13 protein-coding genes and 1 pseudogene are annotated in these 15,809 nt (G+C 35.2%); all 14 read left to right on the top strand.

Annotated elements, in window-relative coordinates; translation table 11 throughout:
- The first annotated feature begins 100 nt into the window (after positions 1–100).
- The 14 genes and pseudogenes from BUB90_RS24270 (at position 101) to BUB90_RS04490 (ending at position 15,730) form a co-directional block, all read left to right on the top strand.
- Positions 101–642 (top strand): annotated as a pseudogene (locus tag BUB90_RS24270) (prolyl-tRNA synthetase associated domain-containing protein).
- Between the two features lie 131 nt (positions 643–773).
- The gene (locus tag BUB90_RS04550) at positions 774–1,550 is read left to right on the top strand and encodes an HAD family hydrolase (protein ID WP_073283521.1); all 777 of its coding nucleotides are present in this window, start codon (positions 774–776) and stop codon (positions 1,548–1,550) included.
- Positions 1,551–1,861: 311 nt separating this feature from the next.
- Positions 1,862–2,377, top strand: coding sequence for an RNA polymerase sigma factor (locus BUB90_RS04545; protein ID WP_139241700.1), 516 nt, complete (start codon positions 1,862–1,864; stop codon positions 2,375–2,377).
- Between the two features lies 1 nt (position 2,378).
- Positions 2,379–2,864 carry a hypothetical protein gene (locus BUB90_RS04540; protein ID WP_073283514.1) on the top strand — a complete coding sequence of 162 codons (486 nt, stop codon included), beginning with the start codon at positions 2,379–2,381 and terminating at the stop codon, positions 2,862–2,864.
- Entirely contained in the window at positions 2,864–3,547 is a 684-nt protein-coding gene (locus BUB90_RS04535) for a hypothetical protein (protein ID WP_073283511.1), read from the top strand. The genes BUB90_RS04540 and BUB90_RS04535 overlap by 1 nt, the downstream gene beginning before the upstream one ends.
- 10 nt (positions 3,548–3,557) lie before the next feature.
- Positions 3,558–3,881 (top strand): LiaI-LiaF-like domain-containing protein, encoded by a 324-nt coding sequence (locus BUB90_RS04530; protein WP_139241699.1) that lies wholly within the window; start codon positions 3,558–3,560, stop codon positions 3,879–3,881.
- A 566-nt stretch (positions 3,882–4,447) separates the two neighbouring features.
- Positions 4,448–5,749, top strand: a complete 1,302-nt coding sequence (locus tag BUB90_RS04525) for a sugar ABC transporter substrate-binding protein (RefSeq protein ID WP_073283505.1) — start codon at positions 4,448–4,450, stop codon at positions 5,747–5,749.
- A 151-nt stretch (positions 5,750–5,900) separates the two neighbouring features.
- Complete coding sequence (locus tag BUB90_RS04520; protein WP_073283852.1) at positions 5,901–6,776, top strand: carbohydrate ABC transporter permease; 876 nt, start codon at positions 5,901–5,903, stop codon at positions 6,774–6,776.
- Positions 6,776–7,636 carry a carbohydrate ABC transporter permease gene (locus BUB90_RS04515; RefSeq protein ID WP_073283501.1) on the top strand — a complete coding sequence of 287 codons (861 nt, stop codon included), beginning with the start codon at positions 6,776–6,778 and terminating at the stop codon, positions 7,634–7,636. The genes BUB90_RS04520 and BUB90_RS04515 overlap by 1 nt, the downstream gene beginning before the upstream one ends.
- 30 nt (positions 7,637–7,666) lie before the next feature.
- Positions 7,667–9,214, top strand: coding sequence for a glycoside hydrolase family 32 protein (locus tag BUB90_RS04510; protein ID WP_073283498.1), 1,548 nt, complete (start codon positions 7,667–7,669; stop codon positions 9,212–9,214).
- Positions 9,215–10,192 carry a LacI family DNA-binding transcriptional regulator gene (locus tag BUB90_RS04505; protein WP_073283494.1) on the top strand — a complete coding sequence of 326 codons (978 nt, stop codon included), beginning with the start codon at positions 9,215–9,217 and terminating at the stop codon, positions 10,190–10,192.
- A 143-nt stretch (positions 10,193–10,335) separates the two neighbouring features.
- Positions 10,336–11,292 (top strand): carbohydrate kinase family protein, encoded by a 957-nt coding sequence (locus tag BUB90_RS04500; RefSeq protein WP_073283491.1) that lies wholly within the window; start codon positions 10,336–10,338, stop codon positions 11,290–11,292.
- 120 nt (positions 11,293–11,412) lie between these two features.
- Complete coding sequence (locus tag BUB90_RS04495; protein ID WP_330393742.1) at positions 11,413–13,092, top strand: glycoside hydrolase family 13 protein; 1,680 nt, start codon at positions 11,413–11,415, stop codon at positions 13,090–13,092.
- Between the two features lie 439 nt (positions 13,093–13,531).
- Positions 13,532–15,730 (top strand): alpha-galactosidase, encoded by a 2,199-nt coding sequence (locus BUB90_RS04490; RefSeq protein ID WP_073283487.1) that lies wholly within the window; start codon positions 13,532–13,534, stop codon positions 15,728–15,730.
- The last annotated feature ends 79 nt before the right edge of the window (positions 15,731–15,809 follow it).

Genomic DNA, 15,809 nt, shown 5'->3' with positions numbered 1-15,809 from the left:
GAAATAGAGTATAATAACAAGAGATTTGATTATAATATAGTTCTACATTCCTACTATGGAACAATAAGAAGAAGGGTTTTGAAGAAAAGAGGTAGACAACATGTACGTACTAGAAAAAGGTAGACCTTCTAACGAAGAAGGTAGATTATCTAAAGAAATTAGAGTATATGACTTACTTGATAGGTTGCATATTGAATATGAAAGAGTCGATCATGAAGAAGCAAATACGATTGAGGCATGTAAAGAAATTGATGAGGTTTTAGGTGAGGAGACAAGTATTTGTAAGAATTTATTCCTGTGTAATTCACAAAAAACAAAATTTTATCTACTAATGTTACCAGGAAGCAAGGTGTTCAAAACAAAGGATTTATCAAAGCAGATAGGTAGTTCCAGATTATCCTTTGCTAACCAAGAATTTATGGAAAATTTTTAGATATAACGCCGGGATCTGTAAGCGTTATGGGTTTAATGAATGATATAGAGAATCAAGTACAATTATTAATTGATAAAGAGGTTGTAGAACCTGAGTTTTTTGCATGTCATCCATGTATCAATACGTCTAGTATTAAGTTGAGATGTAAGGATATCTTACAGGTCTTTTTACCAGATGTTCATCATGAGCCAATCTATGTAGAATTATAGATAGGAATCTGGAATGATATCTTGGGCTGGGGACTGACAGTCTTCGGCGGAGCCACACCAGGAAGCCACTAATCGATGTGAGCGTTTCATGGCAGCCTAGGTTTTTTAGAGGAAGAAAGGAGAAATTAATAATGTTCAATACATATATCTTTGATTTATACGGAACACTTGTAGATATTCGTACTGATGAGGAATCGTTAGAATTATGGGGAAAGATGAGTTTACTTTATGAATACAAGGGTGCTAGTTATACACCTTCAGAGCTTAGAGATGCTTTTGAGCAGTCTATAGAGAATGCATTTGATGAAGCAACAAAGAAGGATAGATCGTTAACGAATACACAGATGTTAGATAGCATTTCGAAAACAACAAAGCTTGAGATTCAAATTGAGTATGTATATCAAGAACTATTTCGGAACAAAGGGGTAGAAGTAACCATCGATGTATGCGTCCAATTAGCAGAGGTTTTCCGAGCATTATCTACGCGATATGTAAAATTGTACAAAGGAGCCGTAGAATTGCTACAAAGTTTAAAGGAAAAGAATAAGAAAGTATATCTCTTAAGCAATGCACAGGCGGTATTTACAAGAGGAGAACTACAATTATTAGGAATCTTGCCATACTTCGACGGAATTTTATTATCATCAGAGGCGGGATATATGAAACCTGATCGTAGATTTTACCAACGTTTATTAGATACGTATCATATCGATCCATCAACTGCGATTATGATTGGTAATGACTATAGAGCAGATAGTATGGGTGGTGCTAACGTAGGATTACATACCTGTTATATTAATTCTAATCTTTCACCTAGTGAAGATGGGAATAGTATTGGTGAAATGAAGGCAGACTTTATTCTTAAGAGTATGGATTTAGGAAAAGTGAAACAGTTAATATTGAGATAATAAAACAGTTATTAATGAGACATTACCCAGTTATTACATTATTCATAATTGGGTGATTAGTGGGAGAAGCATGGTTTATGAAAAAGTCATTGACCATGCTTTTGTTATAAGAAATAATACAAATAAATTATAAAATAAATTTGAAAAAATTGAAGACATATTGCAAACTCATTCGTTATAACTAATGGAGAGTAACAAAAAAGGTAACAGTAAGATAACTAGAGCGTTACTAAGAAGTTACTTGTTTTCTCGCGAGGATAGGTCGACGGCGCCGTCGCCCTGAAAACCGGTTCATAAAACAAACAAGGGGGGTGGATAAAATTCGTGCGCAGGAGTATATTGCAGATTGGATTGAGACGTATCAGAACTTGGTCTTCTCGATCTGCTGTAAGATGACAAGGGATTATTTTATTGCGGAAGACTTAACACAAGAAACGTTTTTATCCGCTTACCGAAACGCAAATTCTTTCGACGGAGAGAATGTGAAAGCATGGCTATGTAGAATCGCAACGAATAAATGTATTGATTATCAAAGGCAGGCAGCAAGAAGAGTCACCCCAGAAGATGATGTGGAGCTTGAACATATAGAATCTAATAGCAGTTTACCAGAAGAGTTGATTATGGAGAAGGAAGTAATCAAGGAATTAAGGAATAAATGCCAACAATTAAAACCGCCATATGACGAAATTGCAATTTTGTATTTTTGTCAAGAGAGAAAACCAGAAGAGATTGCTACAATGAAACAGAAGAATCTTAAGACGATCCAGACACAAATCTATCGTGCAAGGGCGATGTTAAGGAAATTGTATGGAAAGGAGCGATTATAGGATGAAAAACAATATTGTTAGAATGCAAAAAGATAAACAAGATTATCTATCGGAAAAAGAGTTACAGAGTCTGATTGACAGCATTGAGCAAGAAGAGATGGTTCATGCGCCACAGTATCTAAAGGAATCTATCCTAGATAAAATTATGAGTGAAGAGCGTATCAATGCCAGTAGTTCCCATCGCTCCAGCAAAGTACAGCTAATTACGTATGCAATGAAGGTTGGAGCAGCGGCAGCGGCAGCGATTGTTCTCTTGGTGTTAATTCCGGTTAAAGATTATGGTAGTTTCCCGGATGAAGAAACTAGGTATGAAGAGTGGTTGGACTATCAAAATCAAATAGATGATAAGGAAAGATATGAAGAAACTTGGGATAAGGAAAATTCTGAATATTATAAGGGAAATAAAAGCATATATGAAACTACGAACGAAATATGTAGCAAAATATTAGAGAAAACAAATAAATTATTCGGTAAGGAGGATAAATAATGATTCGTAAAAAAAGTAAGTTTTGGACCTTTTGGTTCTCATTTATTCCAGGAGCGGCAGAGATGTATATGGGATTTATGAAGATGGGACTAAGTTTAATGACGGTGTTTTTTGGTCTATTTGCGTTAAGCGTTATATTGGAGTTAGGCCCGGTGATGGTTTTTACGGCCATATCATGGTTTTATAGTTTTTTCCATGCACATAACTTAGCTAGTATGCCTGAACAAGAATTCTACGAAGTTGAAGATACGTATCTCTTTACAGTTGCAGATGCAAAACAAGGTAGCGACTTGATCCGTACGTATCGAAAAACCTTTGCAGTAGTACTGATATTTATAGGTGTTGTATTGACATGGAAAACATGTATGTCCATGCTTTATGGAATCATTCCTTATGAGATATATAATGCATTAAACCATATGATGTATCGTTTTCCACAACTTGTTGTTGGTGTTGCTATTGTTTATCTAGGGGTGGCAATGATTCGTGGAAAGAAAGTGGAACTGGATGAGCAAGCCAGTTATAGTGATTCTAAGGCCGACAACAATTCTATGAGTGATAATATGAATAATAATATGAATTACAACACTATGAATCAAGATATGAATAGTAATGTTGAAAATGATCCATATAGTTCAACCGTTCATGTGAATGCAATTGAGGATAAGAAAGAAGGAAAATAGGATGAATGAGATGGGAGAAATAAAGGAGCTAAGAAAGCATAGAATCGGTAGTTATACGTTCGGTCTAACGCTTATTGTATATGGTGTGTTATTTCTTGTGCATATAGTTGCGCCTGCAATCAGCTATGATTTTATTTTTCGGTTATGGCCGCTATCTTTTATTTCATTAGGTATTGAAGTAATTATAGGATCTCGCAGAGAAGATACAAGATTTGTATATGATAAGGCAGCAATTTTATTACTAATTCTATTGACGTTATTTGCTGTATTTATGGCAGGAGTGGATTGTTTTATGAGGGATTATGAGTATTGGAGAAATATAACTTTTAGCTAAAGATGAATGGATATGAAGGAAAAGGGAAGGCTATAAGACTAATGAACAACCGATAAGATTTTAATATAATAAAGTTGAAAATTAATATATAAGTATTATTAGAGTACTACCTCGTTGAAAATAGCTAATTAAATAGCTAGTTTTAACGGGATAGTGCTCTTTTTTAGTTGGATTTTATTAATATTATACAATATAATGTGATAATCGGTTGTCATAAAAATAATAAACAGACTAATTAGAACTGTATATATCATATAAAAGCAAGCAGAGAATATATATAAAAAATGAATAAAAGCGCATGGAATCAGAGCTTTTGTAAAGGGAATTTATAAAATATAAATAATATAAAGCTTATATCAATTTAAAAATTATAAAAAATGTATATCAACCGATTGACATAACATACAACATATGATATTATACATACATAGCAAAGAACAAAAGCATAAAACAGTCAACTTGCACAAAGACTAACATCCGACATGGCAGATAGAGATAAATACATAAAGAGTCTATTAGTCGTTAGCATGTTGATTGAATAAGGAATTCATTTGGAGGGTAAATTTATGAGAAAGATGAAAAAAGTTATCTCAGCATTACTAATTGGTTCAATGGTAATGACATCACTAGTTGCTTGTGGAAAAAAAGATTCAGGAGAAGGTACCACAGCTAAAAGTGAAGTAGCAATCACATTACTAAATTCTAAAGGTGAAATTCAAGAAGGTCTTGAAGCAATGGCAGAAAGATATGAAGCCAAAACTGGTGTTAGTATCGAAGTTATGGCTTGCGGTTCTGGTGAATCACCATTCCAAAGGATATCAAGTATGTACAGTGCGGGAAATCCACCGACATTAGCAATTCTTGATACTACTGATGTTAAACAATTGGCAGAAGAAAAAGCAGTTGACTTGTCAAACGAAGACTGGGTTAAAGAAATGAACGGTCTTACAGCGGATGTAAATGGTAAAATATATAGTTTCCCATTGTGTATTGAAGGTAGAGGTATTATCTACAATAAGACAGCAATTGAAGAAACACTAGGTAGAGAATTCGACCCATCATCAATTAATTCTTACGATTCTCTAAAAACTACCTTTGAAGAGTTAAGAGCAGCTGGTATGGAATATCCAATCGTAGTTTCGAAAGAAGACTGGTCTTTAGGTGCTCACCAATTACAATATGTATACGAAGTAAAAGATGGTAACTTAGGTTGGGAAGAGGTAATTGATCAATTAAAATCTGGAGAGTTAAAACTTGCAGATTACGATCGCTTTGATCAATTTGTTCAAACCTTTGATTTATTAAAAGAATACAATATCAACAATCCAGAACCTTTAGCAGCAACTTATGAACAAGATCCAATATTCTTAGCTGAAGGAGAAGCAGCATTCTGGTTTAATGGTTCTTGGGCGTGGCCAAACATTGTAGAAGCTGGCGGAGAAGATAATGAATATGGATTTATTCCTTATGTATTCGGTAATGACACATCCGATTTTGCAAACAATAAAATTCAAGCTTGCGCTTCAAAACAAGTTATGATTGATAAAGAAAAAGCTACGGATGAACAAATTCAAGCAGCAAAAGATTTCTTAAACTACTTAGTATACGATGATGAAGGTCAAAAAGCTTTAGTAGAAGATTGTAGTCTTATCCCTGTGGCTTCAAACAACGCTTATGAACCAGCTGATCCACTTGGAAAAGCAATCAAAGCAGCAATGAATGAAGATAAAGTATACACTGCAGCAGCAATCGTTCCTGGTGATCACTGGTCAGTTCTTGGAGCAGCAATGCAAAAGTACCTTGCTGGAGGAAGTACTAAAGACGAGTTAGCAAAATCAATCGAAGACTACTGGACTTCTCAAAACTAACAAAGTAGGATTTAACTAATAAATTAGGAAGAAGATGGGGAGGGGGCTTAATGATTTTGAGCACTCCCATTTTCTGTTTTAGGATTAAGTTTCTTTTAAAGTGGATCTGATAATTAAGAAGAAAGAAGAAAGAAGGAAGAAAGCAATGAGAATTAAAGATAAGAAAGAAGGGCTCAAGGTATTTGGGATATTTGCATTGCCTGGATTATTTGTTTTTGTGGCAGTGGTAATTATTCCGTTTCTATATGGACTATATTTGACATTCACAGATTGGAATGGAATCTCAAGTGCGACAAATCTTATAGGATTTAATAACTATGTTAATGTATTTAAAGATGCAGAATTCTGGAAATCATTACTTCTTACATTAAAATATGTAGTGTGCAGTGTTGTTTTAGTTAATGTTGTAGCATTCTTCCTAGCATATGTGCTAACGAGTAAGCTTAAGGGAGTTGGATTTTTTCGTACAGGATTCTTCACTCCAAACTTAATCGGTGGTGTTGTATTAGGTTTTATATGGCAATTTGTGTTCTCAAGAGTACTTGTTAATATTGGTAGTACTACAGGCATTGGCTTTCTATCAAAATCTTTCCTTGCAGATCCAACAAAGGCATTTTGGGCATTGGTTATTGTTACAGTATGGCAAACTTCTGGTTACATGATGTTAATCTATATTGCAGGTTTTACTGGAATTTCAGCAGATGTACTTGAAGCAGCAAGTATCGATGGAGCTACAGGTTTCCAAAAATTAAAGAGAATTACAGTACCTTTAATGATGCCATCATTTGTAATTTGTATTTTCCTTACGTTATCAAGAAGTTTCATGGTTTACGATTTGAACTTATCATTGACGGGAGGAGAACCATACGGTACGACAGTAATGGCTGCTATGCATGTATACAATAAAGCGTTTACATCTAGACAGTACGGGGTAGGTCAGGCAGAAGCGTTAATATTATTCCTGATGGTTGCAATTATTAGTGGTATTCAGATTTATTTGGGTAAGAGAAAAGAGGTGGAGGCATAATGGCAGCAAATAACATTGGCGGAACCAAAGCAAAGATAAAGAATATTGGTACGTATGTAGGACTTACTTTGGTATTTCTACTATACATGTTTCCATTTATCTTTATACTAATTAACTCATTCAAAACGAAAAAAGAAATTATTAAAACACCTTTAAAACTAATAAGTGATGTTGGGTTGAACTTTGATAACTTTATAAAAGCATACGAAAAGATGGACTTTACAAAAGCGTTCACTAACTCGATGTTCGTTACTATATCATCTACAGTTATTGTAATTACCCTAGCAGCAATGACAGCATATTATTTCGTTAGAATTAACAATAAAATAGCTAAAGTATTTTTTGCATTAATGGTGGCTTCTATGATTATTCCGTTCCAAGCAATCATGATTCCATTAGTTTCTATCTATGGTGCAAAATTAGGTATGTTAAATAGCCGTGTTACATTAATATTCATGCATGTTGGATTCTCCATCAGTATGTCAGTATTCATATTCCATGGATTTATCAAGAGTAATATACCGATTGCATTAGAAGAAGCAGCATACATTGATGGTTGTACAAGAACAAAAACGTTCTTCAAGATAATATTCCCATTATTAAAACCTACAACTGCAACATTGGTTATTCTTAATGTATTAGCGTTCTGGAATGACTTCTTATTGCCATCGCTTGTATTAACAAAAGAAAAACTGTTAACATTGCCATTGTCAACGTACAAATTCTATGGTACGTATTCCGCAGATTTGGGTACCATTATGGCCGCACTTGTATTAACTGTGGCACCAGTCCTTGTCCTTTACGTATTTCTTCAAAAATATATTATTAGCGGTGTTGTTTCAGGTGCAGTTAAATCATAATAGAGAGATTAAATAGCTGGGAGAATAAATATGAAATTTAAGATTAATTGTGAAAAATCCTATCTATGGATTCCTGTGCAAGTGCATGGAGAGCAAACAGAAATTACTTTTGAGATTGATGATGAAAAAGTTATGGAATTTAAGGTTCCGATTGGAAATGACTCTAGTATAGATTTCTATGCGTCTATCCCTATTGATGATTTTAAAGGTAAGACGTTCGTGCTTTCGGGAACGGATGGAATAGACTTTTACAATGGAATAACCCAAGAGGACGTTCCGTATCAAAATAAACAGATTACTAGGCCACAGATACATTTTACAGCGAATACAGGATGGATTAACGATCCGAATGGTCTTGTTTATCAAGATGGTGTGTACCATATGTATTTTCAATATAATCCTTTTCACGTTGAATGGGAGAATATGAGTTGGGGACACGCTACAAGTACAGATTTACTTCACTGGAAACAGGAAGATACAGTATTGTGGCCAGATGAATATGGAATGATGTTTTCTGGTTGTGGTTTACGTAACGATAAGAAATTGCTTGATTTACCAAAAGATACACTAGTATATTATTACTCTGCAGCTGGTGGAACAACTACTTGGTCAAAAAATAGAGAGTTTGTTCAAGGAATCGCTTATAGTACAGATAATGGGAAACATATAACAAAGATGAAAGATGTAAACATTCCTACAATAGAAAAAGAAAATCGTGATCCTAAAGTGTTCTGGCATGAGAAGAGCCAAGCTTATATTATGGTTCTGTGGTTGCAAGAAGATGAGTTCGCGGTACTAAGAAGTACAGATCTTAAGGATTTCACAGTTAGTCAACGACTTCGATTAACAGATGCTTTTGAGTGTCCGGACTTATTTGAGCTACAGGTCGTAGGAGAAGAAGAAACAAGATGGGTGTTTTGGTGTGCAGATGGATATTATTATATTGGCGATTTTGATGGATATACTTTCACAAATCATTCAGATAAACTAGTATCTTATGCTAACAAGCTTCCATATGCGGCACAAACAATTTCAGGACTTGATAACCGCCACGTATCAATTCCATGGCTTCGTGCTAGATTTGAAGGCAAACCTTATACAGGTGCAATGGGAATTCCAAGAGAATTTTCATTACTAAGAACAGATGATGAATTACGTTTACAACATAATCTATGTAAAGAATATAAAGATGCTAGACAACTTATTGGGACAACTTCTTTGACAGATCGAATGGTTATTACCAGATCGCAAGTTCCGATGGAAATAGAAATTACATGGGAAGGCGAATGTAATGATGAACTCACAATTGAGATTGGAGAAGAAATAATTAAAGTTGACTTTATAGGTAGACAACTTAACTACAAAGAGGAAACTAGTTCGTTATTCAATGCTTCAACAGGAGAATTATTATCTATTATTATTGATGAAAATGTAATTGAAGTAACAGCCCAAGATTCTACTATATATGCGGTTTATGAATTGCCAGGACAATCATTTACTGGTAAAATAGGAGTGTATTCCAACAAGTCGGAGAAACATTACAACATAAACATATATGAGATAGAAATGGGGAGTTAGATGGCAACGTTAAAAGACGTAGCCGCAAAGTCAGGAGTTACTGTCACAACGGTATCTCGGGTACTTAATAATCGCGGTTATATTAGTGAAGAAACTAGAGATAAAGTATATTTAGCAATGAAGGAACTTAATTACCAACCTAATGAGATCGCGAGATCGCTTTCAAAACAAAAAAGTAACAATATTGGGATTATTGTTCCTCACATTGAGCACCCATATTTCGCGAGATTAATTGGGTATTTGGAAAGAGAAGCTGTAAAAAAGAATTATAAAATAATACTTTGTAATTCACATGCAAAATTTGAAAAAGAAATAGACTATTTAGAAATGTTTCAATCGCATCGAGTTGCTGGAATTATTTTATGCTCAAGGTCGGTCGATATAGGAAAGTTTGTTTCCTTAAATATTCCTGTAGTGAGTATTGAAAGACCAGTTGATGTAGGGACGACAAGTGTGGAATGTGATAATTATCAAGGAGGTATCCTAGCTGCTAAGCACCTTATTGCTAGAGGATGTAGGCATTTGGTTCATTTCTCAGGTATTGAGAATGAAGCGATGCCAGCGGATGCACGTAGTAAGGGATTTATTAAGGTATGTGAGGATAACAATATCTTACATAAAGAGGTAGAGAGTAAAGCAGATGATTATCTCAATATGGAATATCATTCGTTAATAGAAAGTGTTCTTAAGGAGAACCCAGAGGTAGATGGAATCTTTGCTAGTAGTGACTTAATTGCTGCGCAAGTAATTCAAGTAGCTAGAAAGATGAACATTCAGGTTCCCGATCAATTAAAGATCGTGGGATTTGATGATGTTAGTATTGCCTCTTTGGTTAGTCCGACTATTACAACCATACACCAGCCAATAAAAGAGATGGCACAGGAAGCTATAAACTGTCTGATTAAATGTACTGAAGATAGTGTAGTTCCTTCCCGAATTCAATTACCTGTATCGTTAATTAAGCGAGAAACAACATAGAATAAGTAAAACAGTCTATTTTCTTTTGATCAGAGAAAATAGGCTGTTTTTTTATATAGAAGGGCTCTATAGACTTTTTTGTCAAATACTGTTCAATAACCAAATAGTGCTCTTTTAATCTGGTCTTAAGGAGGAAGTTTAGAATGTATGATGTAGTAACTTTAGGAGAATTATTAGTAGATTTTACACCAAACGGTATTACTGAGAATAAAAACCCAAGCTTTGAAAGAAATCCGGGTGGAGGTCCAGCTAATATGGCGTGTACAGTAGCTAAATTAGGTGGAAAGGTTGCGTTCCTTTCTCAAGTTGGTAATGATATGTTTGGCCAAGCTTTACGAAAAATTGTTGCTAATGAGAACGTAGATTGTACACAAGTTAGATTATCAAACGAGTATAAAACCACATTAGCATTCGTTGGTTTAGATGAATCAGGAGAACGTTCATTTAGCTTTTACCGTAAAAATGGTGCAGACACAATGATGAAGACGAAAGATTATGATTTATCTGTATTAAAAGATACAAAATATTTTTTCTTAAGCAGTGTTTTAATGGCAGAGGGGACAAGTCGTGAAACTAGTTTTGAGATTTTAGAGGAAGCAAAAAAAATTGGTGTACCAGTTGTGTTTGATCCAAATCTTCGCTTTAACCTGTGGGAAGACCATAATGAATTAAAAGAATGCGTGCGGAAAGCATTAACATATGCAGATATCGTGAAAGTTTCAGATGAAGAGCTTGCATATCTAATGGATAGTAATAATTTATCGGAAGCAGCGGTAAAGATGAAAGAAGAATTTAATATTGGAATCCTTTTAGTTACACAAGGGAAAGATGGTTGCGTTGCATATACAGATAAAGGAATTGTAAGACATGAAGGGTTTTCAGTTGAAAAACCAGTTGATACAACAGCAGCAGGGGATTCCTTCACAGGTGGATTTATAAACACTTTAGCACGTTATGATAAAAACTATGCTGAACTATCATTAGATGAGATTAAAAGATGTGTAGAAGTCGGTAATGCAGTGGGAAGTTTAACAGTAACAAAGCGTGGTGCAATCTCAGCGCTTCCTACTTGGAATGATGTGAATAAAATTATTCATTAAAAAACGGATAGTTACTTAATTAGAAACAACGATATGTTTAAAATGGAGTTTTTGCTATGTACAAAGACTCCAGACGTTAAGAATAGGCATGTTTATTATTTGGAAAGCGAGGAATCACTTATGGGACAGAAGAATGCAATTGAAAAGTCATGGTGGAAAGAAAGTGTAGTATATCAGATTTATCCAAGAAGTTATCAAGATAGCAACAGAGATGGAATTGGAGATTTACAAGGTATTATAAAAAGACTACCATACTTGCAATGGTTAGGGGTAGATGTAATTTGGTTAAGCCCAGTTTATAAATCACCTAATGATGATAATGGATATGATATCAGTGATTATAGAGATATTATGACTGAATTCGGTACAATGGAAGATTTTGAGTTACTATTAAAAGAAGCCCATAATCATGATTTGAAGATTATGATGGACTTAGTTGTTAACCATTCTTCTGATGAACATGCTTGGTTTGTGGAGAGTCGTAAATCAAAAGATAATCCTTATCGTGATTACTATATCTGGAGAGAAGGTAAAGATGGAAGGGAACCAAACAATTGGGGAGGTAGTTTTGGAGGTTCTGCATGGAAGTATGATGATGCAACCGATATGTATTTTCTCCATACTTTCTCACCGAAACAACCGGATCTGAATTGGGATAATCCAGTTCTTCGTAATGAAGTATTCGATATGATGAGTTGGTGGTTAGATAAGGGCGTTGATGGATTCCGTATGGACGTAATCAACATGATTTCTAAGGTGCCAGGATTACCAGATGGAAATCAAGAAGGACGTCTATATGGAGACTTCACTCCTTATGTCATGAATGGACCTCATGTACATGAATATCTTAAGGAGATGAATCAGAAAGTTCTTAGTAAATATGATGTAATCACAGTTGGGGAGGCTCCAGCTGTTTCAGTAGAAGAAGCAAAGAAATATGCAGGATTTGATTCAGGTGAACTCAACATGGTATTTGAATTCGAGCATATGTGTGTTGATGAAGGAAAATATGGAAAATGGACGAAGCTTCCACTTGATTTAGTGAAGTTAAAAGAAATACTAACAAAATGGGAAACAGGACTAGACGGACTTGGTTGGAATAGCCTCTACTGGAATAACCATGATCAACCGCGCATCGTAAGTCGGTGGGGAAATGATGGTGAGTACCACAATAAATCAGCTAAGATGTTAGGAACTTGTCTTCATATGTTGCAAGGAACTCCATATATCTACCAAGGTGAAGAGATTGGTATGACAAATGTTGATTTTACTTCCATCAATCAATTCCGTGACATCGAATGCCTGAATCAATATGATGATTTTGTTAATAAAATCGGAATGGACAAAGAAGAAGCATTTGCAAGAATTAAGAAATCTAGCCGTGACAATGCAAGAACACCAATGCAATGGGATTCATCAGTAAATGGCGGTTTCTCAGAAGGAACGCCATGGATTGAAGTAAATCCTAACTATACGAATATCAATGTAGAAGCACAAATAAATGATGAGGATTCCATTTTGCATTTCTACAAGAACCTAATTAAATTCAGAAAGAATCATGAAATCGTCGTATACGGTTCTTATGATTTATTATTAGCAGATGATCCGAATGTATTTGCCTACAAGAGAACTTTAGGTAATCAAACATTATATGTATTATGTAACTTCACAGAACAGTCTGTTGATGTTGAAATTCCAGGATATGAAGAAGATAAGAATCAATTAGTGATTCATAATGACACAGAGTGGACAAAAGGGACATTACACCCTTATGAAGCTAGAGTTTATCTAGTTAATTAACTAATTTGGGGAGCAAAAGCCCATTTATATTTTGATTCGTCCATTTGCACAACTATATGCTAAGTATGTAATGCAAGACATAGTTTATTCGCAACGCGCTCTCGCTTGGATGAAGTTCGTAGTGGTACGTAAGGCTCTAAAATACAGAGCCTAAGTACCAACGACTTCATACAGTTGCTCATCAAACTATGTTCTGCATTACATGAGTTAGGTTAATGTTTGTGCAAATTGACGAAGGTAAGTTTTTGGAGGGCTTTTGAATCTAATTAGTAGTTAATAGGTAATTGAGAAACTTAATATATAATTTTCTTAGTTTCTTAGATGACCTATTATAACACGAAACACGCTTCACATCTAAGCACTTCTAATGAAACAGTTAAATGTAATGAAAGTTTCGAAATTGTATAAAATAACCATATAAGCAAAGAGGAGAGATACCATGCCAATACAGTTTAATGAACCTACAAGAGTATTTACATTGCATACAAAGAATTCGACGTATCAGATGCAGGTAGATAAACATGATTATCTACTACATCTATACTATGGAAGTAAGATTGAGAATCAGGACATGTCTTATCTACTTCAGTATAACGATAGGGGTTTTTCAAGTAATCCAGCGGAAAGTATTAAAGACCGTACCTACTCACTAGATTTTCTTCCGCAGGAATTTAGTGTATTCGGTATGGGAGATTATAGAGAAAGTGCATTACAACTTGTTAATACAGATGGTAGTTTTGATGTTCAACTTAAATATGGATCTCATGAGATATACAAAGGAAAACGTAAGCTAGAAGGTCTTCCTGCTTCCTACGGTACAGAAGACGAAGTGGAGACACTTGTGATTCATCTTGTAGATGAAGTAACGAAAGTAGCAGTAGACTTGAGTTATTCCGTATTCGAAGCACTAGATACGATTACAAGAAGTGCTACCATTATAAATGGTGGAGAGGGCGATGTATATCTAGAAAAAGTCATGTCATGTTGTATTGATTTTATGAACCGAGGCGACTTTGATTACATGACATTCTACGGAAAACATACCTTAGAAAGACAAGTAGAACGTACACCGATCCGTCATGGTAAAGTTAGCGTAGAAAGTGTACGTGGTTGTTCAAGTCACCAACAGAATCCTTTCGTAATCTTATGTGACCAAGATGCAAATGAAGTACATGGAGAATGTTATGGTTTTTCATTGGTATACAGCGGAAACTTCAAAGCAACGGTAGAAGTGGATCAAATCAATCAAACAAGATTTGTTATGGGTATTCATGATACAGGATTTAGATATCTATTACAATCCGGAGAGCATTTTGTAGCCCCAGAAGTAATGATGGTTTATAGTGAGCAAGGATTAGGAGAAATGTCTCGAAACTACCATGCATTAATTCAGGAGCATATCTGCCGTGGTAAATACAAGAAGGCAAGAAGACCTGTTTTAATTAATAACTGGGAAGGAACATATTTTGATTTTACATCAGAAAAATTAGCCAGCATTGCAAAAGATGCCGGTGAACTTGGAATCGAGATGTTTGTTATGGATGATGGTTGGTTTGGTGTAAGAAACGATGACTATGCAGGCCTTGGAGATTGGTTCGTTAATACTGATAAAATACAAGGTGGACTTAAAAAATTAGTAGATGAAGTGAATTCCTATGGAATGAAATTCGGTATCTGGTTCGAGCCAGAGATGGTAAATGAAGATAGTGATCTATACCGTGCTCACCCAGACTGGTGTTTAAAGACCCCTACAAGAGAAGGAAACCGTAGTCGTTACCAATACGTACTTGATATGAGTAGAGAGGATGTTCGTGAATATCTATATGAAAGTATTACAGTAATTCTTAAAGAAGCCAATATTGAATATATCAAATGGGATATGAATCGTCATCTAACTAATGTCTATTCACTTAACCTTCCAGCGAATAGACAAGGCGAAGTTTACCATAGATATGTACTTGGTTTATATGATTTGTTGGAGCGCCTTACGACAGAGAATCCAGAAGTATTATTCGAAGGTTGCTCAGGTGGCGGTGGAAGATTTGATGCGGGAATGTTATATTATTCACCACAAATCTGGACTTCTGATAACACAGACCCAATCGACCGTCTTCGCATCCAATATGGAACAAGCTTTGGTTATCCAGTATCATCAATGGGGGCGCACGTATCAGCCATTCCAAATCATCAGACGGGTAGAATTACGCCACTGAATACACGAGGTGTTGTTGCAATGTCTGGTACCTTTGGTTATGAGTTAGATATGAATAAGATGACAGAAGAAGAGAAGGAAGTCGTTAAAGAACAAGTTGCAACGTATAAGAGAAATTATGACACCATCAATTATGGTAAATATTATCGTTTAACAAATCCTTATTCAAAAGAAAGATTTGTAGCATGGCAATTCGTAGCCGATGACGGATTAAGATCTCTTGTAAACTTCGTTCTTACAAAACCAGAACATAATCCACCAATAATCAATATTAAATTACAAGGGTTGCAACCTGATAGAAAGTACCGTGTGGCTGGTACCGATGAATGTTACACAGGTGCGGCATTAATGAAAGCTGGATACCATCTAAAAGAGCAATTTGGAGATTATACAGCAGTTCAAATTGAGTTGGAACTTTGTGATTAGTGGGACGCACTTTTGTGAAGGGTATTATGGATTGCGAAACTCCTTAGGGGTGTCTACATGCTTCTGGTTTCGTACTATG

Source organism: Anaerosporobacter mobilis DSM 15930 (genome assembly GCF_900142955.1).
Classification (GTDB): Bacteria; Bacillota; Clostridia; order Lachnospirales; family Lachnospiraceae; genus Anaerosporobacter; species Anaerosporobacter mobilis.
This window is presented reverse-complemented; position numbering and strand designations above follow the sequence as displayed.